The sequence below is a fragment of the Arthrobacter sp. H20 genome, assembly GCF_000520515.1.
Taxonomy (GTDB): Bacteria; Actinomycetota; Actinomycetes; order Actinomycetales; family Micrococcaceae; genus Arthrobacter_D.
In genome coordinates this window covers 1-17653 of the sequence record NZ_KI914743.1, presented here as the reverse complement: position 1 = coordinate 17653, position 17653 = coordinate 1, and the positions used below count along the sequence as shown (strand labels likewise).

The 17653-nt window shown below is 62.9% G+C and carries 18 protein-coding genes; 6 read left to right on the top strand and 12 right to left on the bottom strand.

Annotated elements, in window-relative coordinates; translation table 11 throughout:
* Positions 1 to 76 precede the first annotated feature (76 nt).
* Positions 77 to 1450, top strand: coding sequence for a M1 family metallopeptidase (locus Y703_RS0113095; protein WP_051427580.1), 1374 nt, complete (start codon positions 77 to 79; stop codon positions 1448 to 1450).
* Here Y703_RS0113095 and Y703_RS0113090 read toward each other — a convergent pair whose 3' ends face one another.
* From Y703_RS0113090 to Y703_RS19895, 5 genes are all read right to left on the bottom strand, one after another.
* A complete protein-coding gene (locus Y703_RS0113090) occupies positions 1451 to 1735 on the bottom strand; it encodes a DUF427 domain-containing protein (RefSeq protein WP_026553061.1) in 285 nt (94 codons plus the stop codon).
* 99 nt (positions 1736 to 1834) lie between these two features.
* Positions 1835 to 2866 carry an aldo/keto reductase gene (locus tag Y703_RS0113085; protein ID WP_026553060.1) on the bottom strand — a complete coding sequence of 344 codons (1032 nt, stop codon included), beginning with the start codon at positions 2864 to 2866 and terminating at the stop codon, positions 1835 to 1837.
* A gap of 54 nt (positions 2867 to 2920) precedes the next feature.
* Positions 2921 to 3697: a thioesterase family protein gene (locus tag Y703_RS0113080; RefSeq protein ID WP_026553059.1), complete on the bottom strand. Its 777-nt coding sequence runs from the start codon at positions 3695 to 3697 to the stop codon at positions 2921 to 2923.
* 98 nt (positions 3698 to 3795) lie between these two features.
* Positions 3796 to 3963, bottom strand: coding sequence for a hypothetical protein (locus Y703_RS22180; protein ID WP_155849529.1), 168 nt, complete (start codon positions 3961 to 3963; stop codon positions 3796 to 3798).
* A 92-nt stretch (positions 3964 to 4055) separates the two neighbouring features.
* Complete coding sequence (locus Y703_RS19895) at positions 4056 to 4676, bottom strand: DNA alkylation repair protein (RefSeq protein WP_253908045.1); 621 nt, start codon at positions 4674 to 4676, stop codon at positions 4056 to 4058.
* A 247-nt stretch (positions 4677 to 4923) separates the two neighbouring features.
* On the opposite strand from Y703_RS19895, the gene Y703_RS0113065 reads away from it, so the two are divergent.
* The gene (locus tag Y703_RS0113065; RefSeq protein ID WP_026553058.1) at positions 4924 to 6297 is read left to right on the top strand and encodes a hemolysin family protein; all 1374 of its coding nucleotides are present in this window, start codon (positions 4924 to 4926) and stop codon (positions 6295 to 6297) included.
* Positions 6294 to 7316 (top strand): CNNM domain-containing protein, encoded by a 1023-nt coding sequence (locus tag Y703_RS0113060; protein WP_026553057.1) that lies wholly within the window; start codon positions 6294 to 6296, stop codon positions 7314 to 7316. Before Y703_RS0113065 ends, Y703_RS0113060 begins: the two co-directional genes overlap by 4 nt.
* Positions 7317 to 7342: 26 nt before the next feature.
* On the opposite strand, the gene Y703_RS20985 is transcribed toward Y703_RS0113060, so the two are convergent.
* From Y703_RS20985 to Y703_RS0113030, 6 genes are all read right to left on the bottom strand, one after another.
* Positions 7343 to 8164, bottom strand: a complete 822-nt coding sequence (locus Y703_RS20985; RefSeq protein ID WP_051427579.1) for a GAF domain-containing protein — start codon at positions 8162 to 8164, stop codon at positions 7343 to 7345.
* A 20-nt stretch (positions 8165 to 8184) separates the two neighbouring features.
* A complete protein-coding gene (gene sigK, locus Y703_RS0113050; protein ID WP_026553056.1) occupies positions 8185 to 8805 on the bottom strand; it encodes an ECF RNA polymerase sigma factor SigK in 621 nt (206 codons plus the stop codon).
* Between the two features lie 149 nt (positions 8806 to 8954).
* Positions 8955 to 9212, bottom strand: a complete 258-nt coding sequence (locus Y703_RS0113045; RefSeq protein ID WP_026553055.1) for a metal-sensitive transcriptional regulator — start codon at positions 9210 to 9212, stop codon at positions 8955 to 8957.
* A 77-nt stretch (positions 9213 to 9289) separates the two neighbouring features.
* Entirely contained in the window at positions 9290 to 10801 is a 1512-nt protein-coding gene (locus Y703_RS0113040; RefSeq protein ID WP_026553054.1) for a carboxyl transferase domain-containing protein, read from the bottom strand.
* Between the two features lies 1 nt (position 10802).
* On the bottom strand, positions 10803 to 12017 hold the full coding sequence (locus tag Y703_RS0113035; RefSeq protein WP_026553053.1) for a CaiB/BaiF CoA transferase family protein: 1215 nt from the start codon (positions 12015 to 12017) through the stop codon (positions 10803 to 10805).
* Between the two features lie 46 nt (positions 12018 to 12063).
* Positions 12064 to 13434: an SLC13 family permease gene (locus tag Y703_RS0113030; RefSeq protein ID WP_026553052.1), complete on the bottom strand. Its 1371-nt coding sequence runs from the start codon at positions 13432 to 13434 to the stop codon at positions 12064 to 12066.
* Positions 13435 to 13592: 158 nt separating this feature from the next.
* Here Y703_RS0113030 and Y703_RS0113025 point away from each other — a divergent pair, with 158 nt between their 5' ends.
* Together Y703_RS0113025 and Y703_RS0113020 are read left to right on the top strand one after the other, a co-directional pair.
* On the top strand, positions 13593 to 14294 hold the full coding sequence (locus Y703_RS0113025) for a FadR/GntR family transcriptional regulator (protein ID WP_035765125.1): 702 nt from the start codon (positions 13593 to 13595) through the stop codon (positions 14292 to 14294).
* 62 nt (positions 14295 to 14356) lie between these two features.
* Positions 14357 to 14824: a pyridoxamine 5'-phosphate oxidase family protein gene (locus Y703_RS0113020; RefSeq protein ID WP_026553050.1), complete on the top strand. Its 468-nt coding sequence runs from the start codon at positions 14357 to 14359 to the stop codon at positions 14822 to 14824.
* Positions 14825 to 14869: 45 nt separating this feature from the next.
* Here the strand turns inward: Y703_RS0113020 and ppsA are convergent, their stop codons facing one another.
* Entirely contained in the window at positions 14870 to 17272 is a 2403-nt protein-coding gene (ppsA, locus tag Y703_RS0113015) for a phosphoenolpyruvate synthase (protein WP_026553049.1), read from the bottom strand.
* Between the two features lie 97 nt (positions 17273 to 17369).
* Here ppsA and Y703_RS0113010 point away from each other — a divergent pair.
* A partial coding sequence (locus Y703_RS0113010) for an IS5 family transposase (RefSeq protein WP_026553048.1) occupies positions 17370 to 17653 on the top strand: 284 nt, incomplete at its 3' end.

The window sequence follows — 17653 nt, the reverse complement described above, 5'->3', positions numbered from 1 at the left end:
ATTGGATCGGTAATCCGGTGAGCCCCTGGAAACGACCGGCAACCACTGCTGAGGCGATCAGCCCGGCGGTCGCGCGATGAAGCAGGCTATCCGCGGCGTAGCTGCTCGCAGCGTTCAGCTGCCTGATCCGTACACGCCTGGGCACGGATCAGCGCACTGGACGGCTCTGCACTACGACCTCGATCTGGACTACCGGTTGGCGAGCAACAGGTTGGCGGCCCGCGCCGTCGTCACTGGCCGCGCCGCCGGAGCCGCCTCCCAACTGCTGCGCACTATCGAACTGGATCTCGTGGGGCTGAAGGTCACTAAAGTGAGCCTCAGGGGCGGCCGGATCCTCCGCTTCAGTGCCAGGGGTTCACGGCTGGTGGTGACCCCGAGTGCGCCGATCAGCGGCTCTCAGGAGTTCACTCTTGAGATCAGGTACAGCGGTAACCCCACGCCCACCAGGAGTACCTGGGGCGAGGTGGGGTGGGAGGAATTGACCGACGGCGTCCTCGTCGCCGGGCAGCCAACGGGCGGGCCTTCCTGGTTCCCCTGCAATGACCATCCCAGCCAGAAGGCCACCTACCGGATGGCGGTGACCACCGACACTAACTACCGTGCCATCTGCAACGGCCAGCTGGTTTCCCACACACCCAAGGCCAGTCGTGGAACCTGGGTCTATGACCAACCGGAGCCAATGGCCACCTACCTTGCGACGGTGCAGATCGGGAGATACCAGCTCGACCGTTCAGGGGCAGGCCTCGTTCCGCAGTTCAGTGCAGCGCCGGTCGGGTTGCGCGACGCCACGCGTCGGGCGCTTGTCCGCCAGCCCGAAATGATGAGCGCCTTCGCTGACCTCTTTGGGCCCTACCCTTTTGAGACGTATACGGTGGTGGTCGCCGATGATGTGCTTGAAATCCCTCTGGAGGCGCAGTCACTGTCAATCCTTGGTCGCAACCATCTGGGCTCTGACTGGGAGTCACAGCGGCTCATCGCCCACGAGCTATCCCACCAGTGGTTCGGCAACTCGTTGACAATCGACTCCTGGCGGGATATCTGGCTGCACGAGGGGTTCGCCTGCTACGCCGAATGGTTGTGGTCCGAAAAGTCTGGAGCACTCTCCTCGGCGCAACGCGCAACCGAGGCCTGGCGCCTGCTGGCCGCCGAACCCCAGGACCTCGCGATCGGCGATCCCGGGGCAGCGGACATGTTCGACGATCGGGTCTACAAGCGTGGCGCGCTGGCGCTGCATGCCCTCAGGGCGGCCACCGGTGACCACCTCTTTTTCGCTGTCCTTCGCGAATGGACTACACGGTTCAGGCACGGCAGTGTCAGCACTGCCGACCTGATCGATCTTGCACAGGAACTGTGCGGCGGGGTCAGGGGCTTCGACGCCGCAGCCCTGCTGGAGCCTTGGCTGTACCAAACCGCGCTGCCGAACCTGCCCCCGCCCCGGCCGGTGAGCTAGTCAGTCGGTGACAGTGACTCCCCGCCAGAAGGCCACGTGGTCGCGGATGTTCTCCGCTTTGGCCTTCGGCTCGGGGTACGTCCAGGCGGCGTCATCGTTCCTGTCGCCGTCGACGGTGATCGAGAAGTAGCTGGCCGTTCCCTTCCACGGGCAGCTGGTGCTCATCGCACTAGCGGTCAGGTACTCGGCCTTGACTGAGTCCTTGGGAAAGTAGTGGTTCCCCTCGACCATTACCGTCTCATCCGACTCCGCGATAACCGCGTTGTTCCACACTGCCTTTGCCATGGTGCTGGCCTTTCGTTTTGGGTGACCGGAGCGGGCACTCTGTACATCCCAACGTTTGTGTCCGCCCGAGAATTCCGTGAAAGCTCCCAGACCGGGGGCTTAGCGTCCGCCGTCGACCTGCCGACTACGCTGCTCCTGACCCGGACCGCCGTAGGGGTAATCGGATACCTCGGGGGCGCTGATGGCGCTGAGGCGGTCAATCTCCTCAATTGACAGTGCCAGGGCATCCGCGCCCAGGTTATCGGCGAGCTGGTCGGTGTTTCGTGCGCCGAGGATCACCGAGGTGACTGCTGGCTGCTGGGCTACCCAGGCAAGGGCGACCCGCGACGCTGTGACCTCGCGCTCAGCCGCGATCTCGACGACGACGTCGATGATGCTCCAGGTACGCTCCTTGGAATTTCGTTCCTTCCAGGCCTCCATGCCGCGCTCCGGGTTCTCTCCGAGCCGGGTCTCCCCGGTGGGCGAGGTGTCCCGCTCATACTTTCCGGTCAGCCAACCGCCGCCCAGGGGCGACCAGGGCAGGAGGCCGATGTCGGCGTCGAGCGCTGCCGGAACGATTTCCAACTCGATCTCGCGGACCAGCAGGCTGTACTGGGGCTGCAGGGTGACCGGTGCGTTCCAGCCGTGTGCCTTGGCAAGCCAGACAGCCTTGGTCAGCTGCCAGCCTGAGTAGTTGGAGAACCCGTAGTACCCGATTTTCCCGCTCCGGATCGAGTCTTCGAGGAAGCTCAGTGTCTCCTCAAGCGGGGTGAGCGGATCCCACGAGTGCACCTGGTAAAGGTCAAGGTGCTCGACCCCCAGACGGGTCAGGGACTCGTCGAGGGCACGGCGGAGGTGGCGGCGGGACAAGCCAATGTCGTTGACTCCGTCGCCCATCGGAAACCGGCCCTTCGATGCCAGGACCATCTGGTCACGCTCGGTAGGGTTCTTTGCCAGCCAGGATCCGATGATCTCCTCGGAGGCGCCACGCGTGTAGACGTCGGCAGTGTCAATGAAGTTTCCACCGGCCGCGGCGTAGGCGCTCAGGATTTGGTGGGAGGTGGCTTCATCGGCCTCGGCGCCGAAGGTCATGGTGCCTAGTGCGTACGCCGAGACCGCTGTCCCGCTGTTTCCAAGCTTCCGGTACTCCATAGTGATGCTCCTTTGTATCGATAGGTCCAACTCGGATCAACACTAGTTGCTCTGCTACAGCTTCCGGATGGTGAGGATCTGCTCGGCACGCCCAAAGGGCCCTGTCGTGTCATGCAGCACAGCCGACGTCAGCCCAATGCCGTCGGTCCCAAAACTGACACTCGTTTCCAGTCCGAGCCACTCCCCCTGTGGTTCGCGGTACAGATGGACCTGCAAATCCAGATTGGGGAACATCCAGCTGCCGGGCCCCGGCGGAACGCGCGCGGACACGCCGTTGGCCGTATCGATCAAGCCGATCAACCTCACCAGGTCGGCAGTCGGAATACCTTCGACCATCTGGTGCGGCGTGCGAATCCAGACCCGCCCCCGGCCGGGGCGGTGCCCCTGTACTACCCGAAACTCCAACGACTCGATGTATCCGCCGGGCCAGGCGGTCATCTCCGAAAAGGGGCCGGCCTGATCGGGGCCGGGCATCGGCGTGTCCTCGATCGCCGCTACCTCAGCGCTGTCTGCCTTGGCCAACCGCCAGGCTTTAGCCCTGATTACCGTGCGTCCTCCGGACACCATCTCAGCTTCGAGCAGTTCGATGGTTTTGCCAGGCCGAATGACTTTGACAAGCACGTCGAAGGTTCCTCCCGGAATCATGCCGAGGATATCGAAACTGAGCCGAGCCATCCGCAAATCGGGTCGGGGGCTGCACCGCTCAAGACAATGAGCCAGCAGGCCAGCCGCCGGCGCCATGTGCTGTTCCTCAGGATTCCAGGCACCCTGCGCGTGGATAGTCGATTCGAAACTGTCCTCACCGAGCGACCGGTAGTAGGAATCTGGCATGGTTAAACCCCCGATGTGGTCAGATGGTGTTTGGATGGTGGTGCCCGACGTCGGAAGCGGCCGGTCCATTGCGCGCCCAGTGACGGGCGCGCAATGGGTTAGCGCCGGTTGAGGAAGCTGCGGATCTTGGAACCGATCCCTCCGCCTGCTCCACCTGAGCGACCGGTTCCTGCGCCTGTGGCTGAACCCGTACGGCCGCCAGTGGTGCCACGGTTGCCGCTAGCCAGTCGTCCAACTGCGTTCTTGATCGTGTTACTCAGGCCCATTGACTACTCCTTTGGTGGGTGGCCAGCGGTGCCGCCGACTCGCCTCCGACTCTACGCGGTCGGCCCCCTCGCTGCTTGGCGCAACGAGCTGCCTAGTTCCGGCCTGGCCACTGCCATCTCCTCAAGGACCCGTGCCACTGCTTCACCAGCGATGTCTGCAGCACCCCTGTTCCGACCCGGTGCGGTGGCTGCCCGCGCGCGGCGCACAAAGCCATCCCAATCGCCACCACCGTGCGCAGCGGCCGCAGCGGAGACAGCAGCGCCGCGCGGCTCAGCCAGTGATCACCGTCGGCCGCCCATCGGTCGAGGACGACTACGGCACGATCAGCGTCCCGTGGGCCAAGCCGATCGATCAGGGGACCGACAACATCCAGGGCTAGCGGATCAACCAACTCCCGTCTGCTGGCCTGACGCAGGAACCCCTCCAGCCGGGTCAGATCGGTCACCCGCAGGAGGTCAAGTTTCGACTGGAGCACCACGATGGCCGCCAGCCGGCGCTCGAAGATGGGGAGGCTCCATAGCTCGGAACTGAGCGCCAGCACGGCGTCGTGATCCAGCTCTCGGTGCCGACGCAACGCATCGCGGACGGTCCCGCGGACAGCACCCACCGTTGAACCGTAGAACTGGAGCCCATCACTGCCCCGGTCCTCGGCCCGTTCCCACGATGCCTCACGCTGCAATGCGGCGTCCACAAACTCCCCTGCATCGCTCATTCGTCTATTGTTTACCGACTTCCGAACACAGTCGAACGCCACAGGCGTGTCCCCAGGCTGCTGAGCGGTAGGGTCGTTCGGTATAGTGAGCTATCTCTATGGTTCACCGACTGCAAAAGGTGCTGGTCTGACTGCGTACGAAACCGGGGTCCTCTGATGACCCCAGCCATTGTTGTTCTATACATCTAAGTCCTGAGCAGAGTTTCGGCCGTGAATTCACACCGGCCAGTGGCGGGAGGTCATTGAAGTGACCATCACGCTACTCACCCTTTTACTCGGCATCATCATCATTCTGGCCATTATCGCCGCCAACGGCTATTTCGTAGCCCAGGAATTCGCCTACATGTCAGTCGACAGGACCAAACTCGCCGTGCTCGCCGACGGCGGCGACGTCGCTGCCCAACGGGCGCTCAAAGTCACCCGCCGGACGTCCTTCATGCTGTCCGGCGCCCAACTGGGCATCACAGTGACAGGCTTGCTGGTCGGGTATGTGGCTGAACCGCTGGTGGGTGAATCGCTGGGCATCCTCCTCGGCGGAGCCGGGGTACCGATGGCACTCGGCATCTCGATTGGCACAGTTCTGGCTCTGGTTCTCGCAGTGGTCGTCCAGATGATTTTTGGCGAGCTGTACCCGAAGAACCTGGCGATCGCCAACCCAGAACCACTCGCCCGGGGATTGGCGCGATCAACCACGATCTACCTCGCCGCTTTCGGCTGGTTGATCACTGTCTTCGACCGCTCGGCGAACGCCCTGCTGCGGCTCGTCCGCGTCGAGCCCGTTCACGACGTCGATATCACTGCGACTGCCAAAGACCTCGACAGGATCGTTGCCGACTCCCGCCAGAGTGGTGACCTGCCCGCGGAGCTGTCGATGCTCATCGACCGGATCCTCGACTTTCCGGATCGGGACGTCGAGCACGCAATGATTCCGCGGTCCCAAGTCGGCACAGTCGGCCCACAGGCAACTGTTGGTGAGGTCCGCATCCTGATGGCGGATGCGCACACCCGGTATCCGGTGGTGTCAGAGACCGAGGAGCCCCTCGGCGTCGTGCAGCTCGCCGACATTCTGCCATCGACAGTCAGCGACGACTCCCTGGTGACCACCGTCATGCGCCCACCACTGGTGCTGCCAACACTGATGTCCCTACCCGACGCGCTTCAACAGCTAACACGATCGCGCAACGAGCTTGCCTGCGTCATTGACGAATATGGCGGCTTTACCGGGGTCATCACCGTCGAGGACATGGCCGAGGAACTCGTCGGTGAGCTCACCGACGAACACGACGAGGAAGCGCCGCCGACGATCGCATCCGAACAGGACTTCATCTGGCGCATGAGCGGCGATGTTCACGTTGACGAGGTTGAGCGCGCGATCGGGCGCGAACTGCCCCTTGGCGACTACGAGACTATCTCCGGAGTCCTGATTGCCGCCCGGGGGCAGCTGCCCACCGTCGGTGAGACAGTCACCGTCGAACTGCCGGACGATCCCCGGGACCTCATCCAGGATGAGCCGGTCCGCCGGGTGCTCGACGTCGAAATCCTCCAGGTTGCACGCCACGTGCCCAGTGAGTTGCTCGTGCGGCTCGTCGAGGTTACCACCACTGAGGAAGGCACCCGATGACAGATCCGCTGACCGTGTCTCTAGTAACAGTGCTGCTCATCGTTCTCAGCGCATTGTTCGTTGTGATCGAGTTTTCACTGCTGGGTGCGCGCGGATACCGCCTTGAAGCCGAGGCCGCTACCAACCGCTCAGCTCGCGCCGCATTGCGTGGCATCAACGAGCTCACCATCATGCTCGCGGGAGCCCAACTGGGGATTACCGCCTGCACGTTCGTCCTCGGCGCCATCACCAAACCGGCAGTTGACGCCTGGCTCGGTCCTGTTCTCGGGTCGTGGGGCATCCCCGCTGGCATCGCTGGTGGAACTGCGTTCGCCCTGTCGCTGCTGTTCGTGACCTTCCTTCACCTGGTGGTCGGGGAGATGGCGCCGAAATCGTGGGCGATTGCCCACCCGGAGCGGTCAGCCAAGCTCATTGGGCTGCCTTCCCGGGGCTTCATTTGGCTCGTCCGGCCCCTGTTGGTCTGGGTCAACTCCATCGCCAACCGGCTGGTGGCAGCCAGCGGGGTCACCCCGGTGGGCCGGGCCGCAGTTGGCGGCCTCGATGCCAGTTCCATTCGTCACCTGGTGGAGCACTCAGCGGCGTCGGGCGCTCTGGATGCGTCCTTCGAGACTCAGCTGTCCGGTGCGCTCGAGCTGGAGACGCTCACCGTGCGCTCCCTGATCGCCCCCAACGGCTCACCCACGGTTGTCCCTGACAGCGCGACTGTGGCAGACGTGCAGGAGGCAGCGGCACAATCCAAGCACCTCCGTATCCTGGTCCGGAGCACCGAGGGCGAGGCGCCGGGTGTCATCCACGTCAGGGACACCCTCCTCGAACCCGCTGACCGTGCGGTACGCGAGCTGGCAGGACCCGCGTTCCTGCTCGACGCCGACGTGCCGGTCTATGAGGCCCTCGCCCAGATCCGCAGTGCGAGCGTCCAGTTCGCAGCGGTAATGGACAAGGGAGAGTTCATCGGCGTGATCACTCTCTCGGACGTGATGCGACGGGTCCTTCCCATGTCACTGTCTTCAGCGAAGTAGCCCAGGTAACGGCTGGCCGCTGAGTCCTAGGAGTGGAAGACTTCCACTTGGTCCTGGGCTTCGGCGGCCAGCCGCTTTAACACCAGCTTGTCTGCGGCCGAAAATTCGCCCGGTCGATCATCAATGATGCACAGCGTACCGATCGGCCAACCGCCTGGGCCACGCAGCGTATGCCCGGCATAGAACCGGATGTGGGGCTTCAGCTGGACCAGCGGATTGTCTCTGAACGTGTCATCGGCCAGGGCATCGCGCACCACGAGCACTTCCTCGCTGCGGATGGTCTGGGCACAGAAGGAGGTCCGGCGTGGGCCATTGCTGCCGATCGGCCCAGTCACCGATTTGATGAACTGACGGTGTTGCCCGATCAGCGCGATTGAGGACGAACTCACACCAAACGTTGCCTGCGCCTCCCGCGTGATCCGGTCGAAGCGTTCATCGGGCGGGGAATCCATCAGACGGGTTTGGTTAAGTGACCGCAGGCGCAGCGATTCGGGCCGGTCCAGCGGGAACAGGTCCGCCGAGGCAGTCGTGAACCGTCTCAGCGCCTGGTCAGTCCAACTCCCGAAGCTGCTGTCAGTGGGGACTCCGGAGGCGAGCGACAGGGTGTCGGTGGTGTACGCAGCACGGCGAACGGGCGAGTCATCGTTGTCTAGGATCTCGTTGATCGCATGCGCGGCCATGTCCCGTTCGAACGCGTCGAGTTGCAGCAGTCCGTGAAGGTACGCCGTGAACTCGACGGCGTCGCAGGTTCCACCAATGGTGGTGTAGTTCTCCCAGATGGCGTCGGTGGTGACCCCCGAGCTCAGCGCGGCAAGGCGCGCAAACCATTGCTGCAGGTAGGGATTCATGTCAAACCTTCTTGTGCTGCTCACCGAGAGTGGGAGTCGTAACCGTCGGCTTCCATCGCATCGCGGAGACGGATGAGCCCCGACTGGATCCGCGACTTGGCTGTGGGCAGTTTGATCTTGAGCGTCTCAGCGACTTCAACGTAGGTCAATCCACCGTAGTAGGCGAGGCTAATGGCCTCCGTCTGGCGTTCCGTGAGAAATCCAAGGCACTTCTTGACGCTTTCGGACATCAGCGTGTGGTGAACAGTCTCCTCGACGCTGTCCGGCCGGACAGCGGCCGCGCGGAAACTATAGGCGGCATCACGCCCAATTGAGCTTTGCTCACTACGTACCCTGTCGACCGCCCGGCGGTGAGCCAGCGTGAAGATCCAGCTTTGCGGCGATCCTCGATCGGCGTCGAACTGGCCAGCCGATGTCCACAGCAGCAGATAGACCTCCTGCACTACTTCAGCGGCTATCGCTGCGTTCTTGATCACCCGTAGCACCAGGCCGTACACCCGTTTGGCGGTCTGCTCATACAGGCAAGCGAACGCTGACTTGTCCCCGTCAGCGGTCCGAAGAAGCAGTTCAGCCAGGGCCGGATCGCCGGCCAGATCCTGAGCCGACGAATCAACTGGGCTAAGCGAACTGCGGTGTGACATGAAACCTGCCTCGCCATTCGGTGGGTGTTAGGTCGCCCAATCAGCGCGAGAGCTCTGCGGCGCCCCACACCGTCCGAACTATGCCACCGACAGCAAGGTCCCGCAACACCGGGAGCCCGTCCGGGAATGGTCCGTCCTGAACTGCAACGCTAGGCGAGCGAGAGGAAAAGCTTTTCGAGTTCCTTTTTGTCCATGGTGGAGTCCTCACTGCTGAGGCACTGTTCCAGCCCGGTAGCGATGATCGCGAACCCCGCGCGGTCAAGAGCTTTGGAGACTGCTGCCAACTGGGTGATGACGTCCTTGCAGTCCTGACCCCCCTCAAGCATGCGTGTGACGGCGGCCAACTGGCCCTGGGCGCGCTTGAGGCGGTTGATGACCGGGGTCAGCTCTGAGGTGTCGAGTTGCATGGTGTCTCCAAGGTGGGGGTGGTCCCCTCACTATACCCTACGGGGTGTTTTGCAAGCTCCCCCATGAAGGCGCTGGACTAACATCGCGGCCCTAGATCGCGATACTTGGCCGTTCTCCTGATGAGGAGCTCGTCAATGGGTGCCCCGGAAACCGCTGATAGCTCGTATTCGATTGCTGCGCCCATCCGCAGGCAGAACGCTTTGGCTTCGTTGGCCGCGTCGTCGCGCTCGTCAACCACGTGATCGACCAGCCCGTTGACGTGGAGCGACGCGACGTTGACCCCTTGTGACTCCGACAACGCCGGCGCAAAAGCGGTGCTCCGGTGCATGATGGCAGAAGCCCCTTCGGGTGGCAGCGGCGACAACCAGGCGTGGTGGGCGGCGATGGTGCGGTCGGCGGGGAGGAGCGCTAACGCTCCCCCGCCGGCGCCCTGGCCCAGCAGTACCGACACGGTGGGCGACTGCAGCCCAATGAGATCGTACAGCGACCGCGCGATTTCTCCTGCGAGGCCGCCTTCCTCTGCCTCTTTGGACAGGGCCGCACCAGCAGTATCAATGACAGTCAGCAGTGGCAGCCCAAGTTCTTCTGCCAGTTTCATTCCGCGGCGTGCCTCACGCAGCGAGGCGGGCCCCATGGCGCTTTCCGGCGCGGACCGGGACCGATTGTGACCGAGCACCACACAGGACTGGTTGCCGAAGCGGGCCAGGGCCAGCTGCAGACCAGGGTCCTTCTCACCCTGACCGGTGCCGTTGAGCGGCAAAACGTCCTGCGCTGCCCAGCTGAGCAGCCGCCGCAGGTCCGGACGGAGCCGGTTGCGGGATATCTCGATGGACGACCAGGCGTCGACGTTGGCCGGCACGACGTCGAGGGTTGCCGGCGGTGCCGCTGGCGCGGCGGCCTGTTGGGTCAGCACGTTCAGTGCCCGGTCGACTATTTCGGACAGCTGCTCGGGCGGGACTACCGCATCGATGAGTCCCTTGTCGTACAGGTTCTCAGAGACCTGCACGTTCGCAGGGAACTCGCTGCCGTAGAGGGCCTCGTAGACCCTGGGCCCGAGGAACCCCAGCAGCGCGCCGGGTTCGGCGACAGTCACGTGGCCGAGTGAGCCCCAGGAGGCCATCACCCCGCCCGTCGTCGGGTGCCGCAGATACACCAGGTAGGGCAACCGGGCTCGCCGATGGGTGCGGACAGCAGCCGAAATCTTCACCATCGAGAGGAAAGCGAGTGTTCCCTCCTGCATCCTGGTGCCACCGGATGCGGGGCCAGCCAGCAGCGGGAGGAGTTCACGCGTGGCGCGCTCCACGGCGTCGACAATCCGGTCGGCGGCGGCCAATCCGATGGAGCCGGCAAGGAACCGGAATTCGGACACAATCACTGCGACCCGGCGGCCACGGATCAGACCCTCACCGGTGATCACAGACTCGTCCACACCGCTCTTCTGACGAGCAGCCTCAAGCTCCCGCTCGTACCCGGCGTCGGCATGGTGGCCCGTGACAGGCTCGTCCCAGGAGACGAACGTGCCTGGATCAAGAACCACATCGATCAGTTCCGCCGCCGTCAGGTGGCGCGCCTGCTGGGCCTGCGCCACGCTACGCGTCCTTGGCCAGCGCGTCGTCCAGCCAACGCCGAATATCGGCGCCGTCCTGGTCCAACAGCGGCGGGGCTGTGTGCGAGGAGTTGGTCGTCTCGTTCTCGGTGCCGTCAAAGAATCGCAGCGGCGGGCCGGGCAGGCTGACCTTGCCGAGCAACTGGTGCTCGACGTCGATCAGCAGGCCCTGCGATTTCACCTGCTCCCACTCGTACACCTCATCGAGTGAGCGGACCTTGCCCGCCGGGATTCCCGCCTCATTCAGCTTTGCGAGCAGGGGCTCGGACTGGTAGTCACCGAACGCCTTCTCGATTTCTCCGATCAGCAGGGAGCGGTTTCGCACCCGGTCACCGTTGCTGGCGAACTCTGCGCGGTCGGCATCGATCCCGAATGTCATGGCAAATTTCTGCCACAGCTTTTCGCTGCCGACGCTGATCTGCACCTTTCCGGCCTGGCAACTGAAGAGACCGTACGGAGCGATCGACGGGTGATGATTGCCCTGGGCCTTCGGAACCTCTCCGGCGACAGTAGTTCTGGTGCCCTGAAAAGCGTGGACCCCGATCAGCGCCGCGAGCAGCGAGGTGCGCACCACTTGACCCTTGCCGGTCTTCTCCCGTTCCAGCAGAGCCGCCAGCGCGCCGTACGCGCCGTACATCCCCGACAGGAGGTCAGCAATCGGCACGCCGACGCGCTGCGGGTCATCCGGGCCGGGCCCGGTGAGCGACATCAGGCCGGCCTCGCCCTGCAGGATCTGGTCGTATCCGCTCCTGCTGGACTCAGGACCGTCATGCCCAAAGCCGGTGATGGAAAGGATGACCAGCCGAGGGTTCAGCTGATGCATCGCCTCGGTGGAGAACCCGAGGCGGTCCAGGACGCCCGGGCGGAAGTTTTCGACGACGACGTCGGCCCGTTCCAGCAGGGCGGTCAGGATCGCCTTGCCGTCGTCGCTCTTCAAGTCCAGGGCGATAGATTCCTTGTTCCTGTTGCAGGACAGGAAGTAGGTGGCCTGGGGGTTATCTTCGGGGCCCACGAAGGGTGGGCCCCAGCCACGGGTGTCATCGCCGGAACCGGGGTTCTCCACTTTGATCACGCGGGCACCAAGGTCGGCCAGCATCATTCCCGCGTGGGGGCCGGCCAACGCGCGGCTGAGGTCCACAACCAGGGTGCCGGTGAGTGGGCCTGACCGCTCTGCGGGGCTGATGTTCTCGGTGTTCATTGAAATCGTTCCTCTCAGTGGGGTAACCGGCTGCGGCGTTCAGGGCTTAGAGCCAGCCCGGAACCACCAGGACCAGCCAGGCGACCAGCGGGCCGACGGCAACAACAATGCCGCCGTAGGCAAGGATCTGCTTGTAGAAGCGGTCCCTGTCAGTGCCTTCCGGTGCGTTGGCGAGCACCAGCGCGCCGTTGGTGGAGAACGGTGAAACGTCAACCACCGTGGAGGCGACGGAGAGAGCGGCGATGACGCCGATCGCTCCAATTTCACCGGATTCGAGGAACGGGATGGCCAGCGGAATCAGCGCCGCGAGGATCGCCGTCGACGAGGCGAACGCGGAGACGACTGCACCGATGTAGCAGATCAACAGGGCGGCCAGGAGCGGCATACCCAGGCTGGCAACGCCGTCGGACACGTACTCGATGGTTCCGGCTTCCTGCAGGACACCGACGAAAGTCAGCATGCCGCAAATCAGCAGCACTGTTGACCAGCTGATCTTCTCGACTGCACCCTTTTGCGACCGGGGAGAGATGAGCGCGAGGGCGACGGCGACGGTGATGGCGACGAAGCCGACGTCGACCTTGAAGCCGAGGGCGACGACGGCGAGGATGATCAGGCCGGCAATGGTGGCGAATTGCGGCAGGGTCTGCTTGGCGACGACACCGTCGTCGTTGGCGGCCTTTTCCTTGCGCTTCAGCGAATCGGTTCCCGATCCGGTACCACGGAAATCAACATCGGTGCCCGATGCCCGGGCGCCAACGCTGGCGCGCATCCGGGCATCGGCTGCGCCTTCGACGAATTGCTCGACCCGTGCCGAGAAGAGGTTCCGGCCGCCAAGGACCATAAACAGGACGACGGCAATGAGGAAGTTGAAGATGAGGCTGGAGAGGAAGAGAGCCATGGGGCTGTAGTCGAAGCCGGTGTCGGCGACAATGCCGTTGACGATGACGCCGTAGACGGCGATCGGTGAGAAGCCGCCGGCCTGTGCTCCGTGGACCACCATCATGCCCATCAGGAGGGGGCTGATCTTGTGCTTGGCGGCGAAGCCGAGGGCGACCGGTGCCATGATGGCCACAGCTGCGGGTCCAAGGGCGCCGACGGCGGTGATGACGCCGGTGATGATGAACATGATCCAGGGTATGAGTGCAACGCGGCTGCGGACGAGCTTGACGGCGCCGTTGACCAAGAGGTCGATCGTGCCGTTGTTTTGCGCGATGGCAAAGAGGTAGGTGACGCCCACAAGGGTAAGGAACAGGCCCCCAGGGAAGTTGGCGATGATGTCATCGGTTTCCATGCCGAGGAAGACCGCACCCAGCAGGAAAGCGCCAACAAAGGCCAGTGCGCCCATGTTGACAGGCAGCAGCGTAGCGATGAGGAACATCGCCGCCAGGATGATAATTGAGAGGAGTTGGACGGACATAAGTCTACTTTCGCCGGTCAAAGTGTGATGTGACGCACGTTACCGGCGCACTGGACTAGACTGTTAGACACTGATCCATTTGTCAATTGTGAAGTATTCCTTGACCGATCTGCTCGTACACTGGCAGGACATCTCCCCGCCGACGCTAAGGACCGCTGATGAATGCACTGCCCGACCCACGGCAGCTCGGCCGCGCGCCTCGCCCACGGCTCTATGAGCAGCTCGTCGAGCAGATCCTGGTGTACATCGAGGAGGCACAGCTAGGGGCCGGTGATCTCCTGCCAGCTGAGCGAATCCTCGCCGAACAACTAGGAGTTTCGCGGGCGACGCTCGCACAGGCTCTGGTGGCTCTCGAGGTGCTGGGCATCATCGATGTGCAGCACGGCACAGGTGCGGTTCTGGTGTATCGACCAAGTCTCGCAACGGTGATCAGGAAACTTCGCGAGCACCAGACCAGGCTGCCTGAGATTGCCGAGGCCCGCAGCACACTGGAGGTCAAGCTGGCTGCTCTCGCGGCGAGCCGGCGGACCGCAGACGATCTGGCGGCGATTGACGCCGCCCTGGATGCCATGGCGGCTGAGATCGGCGCTGGCGATCGGGGCACCCGGGGTGATGAGTTGTTCCATCAGACGGTCACGTCCGCCGCCCACTCCCCCGTGCTGGCGCAGCTGATGGCGTTCATCGCCGAGATGGTGTTGGAGACCCGCATTGAGTCGCTGGGCCAGCCGGGGCGACCGGAGCAATCGTTGAGGTCGCATCGGGTGATTACCGATGCGATCCGCGCTGGAGATTCAGCCTCGGCAGCTGCAGCGATGCAATCGCATATCGATTTGGTCTCGGATGTGGCGCTGCTGAAGTAGGACTCTCATTCAGGGACTTTGGGCCCTAGGAGACTGTCGCTGATGACCCTAGACTCGGGGCCATGACTACCGGTGCAGCAATACCCGAGACAACTATCCTTTCATCAGATGAGTGCTGGGAACTGTTGAAGCAGAGCTCATTTGGCCGCCTGGCCGTCTGGGCTAACGACCAGCCGGAGATCTTTCCGCTCAACTACACGATCGATGACGGTATGGTGGTTTTTCGGACGGGCCATGGAACCAAGCTCGCATTAGCACTTGGCAATCGTGTCGCTTTGGAAATCGACGGGACGAACGAGCATAGCGGGGTCGCCTGGAGTGTGGTGGTCAAAGGCCCGGCCAACAGGCTTGATCGCACGCACGAGGTACTTGATACAGTGGGCCGGTTGCTTGTTCCCTGGGAAGCTGGCCAGAAGGACCACTTCATTCGGATCACCGTCGACAGCGTCAGCGGGAGACGGTTCCGGATCGCCGCACCCCTCACCTGGGGTGGCCGTCTGGATGACGCTATGCGTGCCGGGCTCGAGTAGAACCCACCAAGAGCTGCCGTTGAGTGCTGGTTTCAAGCCCGACTCTCACGCTTTCAACCTTTCGGCCTTGGCGATGAGCGGAACCGTGCGGAGGAATGTGTCCGGGTTCAGCGAAATGGAATCGATGCCCTCTCGCACCAGAAACTCAGCGAAATCTGGGTGGTTGCTGGGGCCTTGACCGCAGATCCCCACCCTTATTCCAGCCGCATGCGCCTGGGTAATGACCTGGGTGATCATCGATGTCACCGCCCGGTCTCTTTCATCGAACAGGTTTGCCAGCTGCGCTGAATCGCGGTCGACTCCGAGGACAAGCTGCGTCAGGTCGTTGGACCCGATGGAGAAGCCGTCGAACCGGTGAGCAAATTCCGACGCGAGCACCACGTTCGATGGAATTTCGCACATCATGTAGATCTGGAGACCGCCGTCGCCGCGAACCAACCCGTTGTCCGCCATCACCTCAATCACCAGGTCAGCTTCGTGTGGAGTCCGGCAAAACGGAACCATAGCTACAACATTGGAGAACCCGAGCCGCTCGCGGACGCGCTTCAGTGCCCGGCATTCAAGCGCGAATGCCTCCCGGTAGCGCTCGCTGTAGTAGCGCGACGCCCCACGGAATCCGAGCATGGGATTCTCCTCTGCTACCTCGAAGAAACTCCCTCCGATCAGGTGGGCGTATTCGTTACTTTTGAAGTCGCTCAGTCTGACAACCACAGGGTTTGGATAGTAGGGAGCGGCGATCTTGGCAAGCCCCCTCGAAAGGACGTCGACGAAGTATTCCTGAAGATCGTCATAGCCGTGGGTTAGTTCCTTGATGCGTTCGATCTCGTCGACGTCTGCGACCTGTTCGGGATGAACTAGTGCCATGGGGTGAATTCGGATGAGGTTGCTGATGATGAACTCCATTCGGGCAAGTCCCACGCCTGCCGCCGGAAGCCGCCACCATTGGAGCGCCGCGGCTGGGCTGGCAATATTGACCATGACGGCAGTCCGGGTTCGCGGCAAGGCACCGAGGTCCACCTCTTCGACATCAAAGGCAAGAGTTCCCTCAAATACCTCCCCCTGCTCACCTCCGGCACAGCTGAGTGTCAAAGGCGTGCCGTCCACCAGAAGCGAAGTGGCGTCGCCTGTGCCCACCACCGCGGGTACGCCCAACTCTCTGCTCACGATTGCGGCATGACTGGTTGGACCACCGTGGTCGGTCACGATCCCGGAAGCGCGCTTCATCACCGGAACCCAATCGGGATCGGTCATCCTGGTGACGAGAATCGCGCCGTCCCGAAAGTTTTCGATGTCCCGGGCATTGAGCACAACGCAGGCGTCACCATGGGCGATCGATTCGCCGACGGCTGCCCCGGAGACAAGCCGCCGCCCCGATTCCCGCAAGTGGTACAGGCGGAACTCAGTTTCGCTCCTTTGCACCTGGACGGTCTCTGGACGCGCCTGGACGAGGAAGAGTTCACCGGTGGACCCATCCTTCGCCCACTCCATGTCCATCGGCCGCCCGTAGTGCTCCTCCACCGACACAGCCCAGCGAGCGAGGGTCAGGATCTCTGCATCGGTGAGAACCATCGATCGCCGCTCCTGATCGGTCGTGTCGAGTGTCCGGGTGCGCGCATGCCCTCCTCGGCTGTACACCATTTTTCGTTCCTTGGCCCCCAGTGTCTTCTCAATGATTGGAACGAGATGTGGCGTGGAGAGCAGCGGCTTGAAGACCTGGTACTTATCGGGGTTGATACTCCCCTGGACTACAGTTTCTCCCAGCCCCCACGCTGCACTGATAAGGACGCTGCGTGGAAAGCCAGACTCCGTGTCAATGGAAAACATCACCCCGGCCGAGCCAAGGTCCGAGCGAACCATCCTCTGCACACCAATGGACAACGCCACTTCCAAGTGATCGAATCCCTTGATTTCGCGGTAGCTGATCGCCCGATCAGTGAATAGGGAGGCAAAACACCTCCGGCATGCTTCCATTAACTCCCGTTCGCCTGCGACGTTCAGAAAAGTTTCCTGCTGACCGGCGAAGCTTGCGTCTGGCAGGTCTTCGGCTGTTGCGCTGCTGCGCACAGCAACCGACGCAGGAGAGCGACCAGTGCGCAAAGACAGCACCCGGTAGTGTTCCCTGATGTCAGCGGCAATGTCGTCAGGGAACTCGCCGTCGAGAATCAGCGCCCGAATGGTTTCGCCAGCCTCCCGCAGCGTGAGCCGACCGGCATGGTAATGGTCAATCGATGCGCGGATGCCCGGCTCAAGACCGTTGGCGGTCACGAAGGCTCGATAGACGGCGGCTGTCGTTGCGAAGCCTTCAGGAACGCGAACGCCCGAGTCGAGGAGGAATCGGGTCAGCTCGCCCAGGGAGGCGTTCTTTCCGCCTACGGAGGGCACGTCATCCATCCCTACTTCCTCCAGCCACACCACATGAATGTCGGTCTTGGTTGTCGTTGGATTCATAGACAAATCTTCCCGAGCCAGCAGGTAGATGAGCAGAGGCTTAAGTCCTAGGGCGTGTCTCCTTATTGTTCGGTGAGGTCTTTGGGATGCTGGTGGTATGTCACGTACTGCTGTTTTGTCGGATGCTCAGTGGGCTCGGATTGAGCCGTTGATGCCGAGCTCGGACGGAAGCCCGGGCCGCCCCTTCAACAATCACAGGCTGGTCGTTGAGGGCATCGTTTATCGGTTCCGGGCAGGAATCCCGTGGCGGGATCTGCCGGAGTGTTTCGGGTCGTGGAAGACGGTGTGGAAACGCCACCGCCGGTTCAGCAGCGATGGCACCTGGGACAGGATCCACACCCAGTTACTGGCAGAAGCTGACGCGGTAGGGATGATCGATTG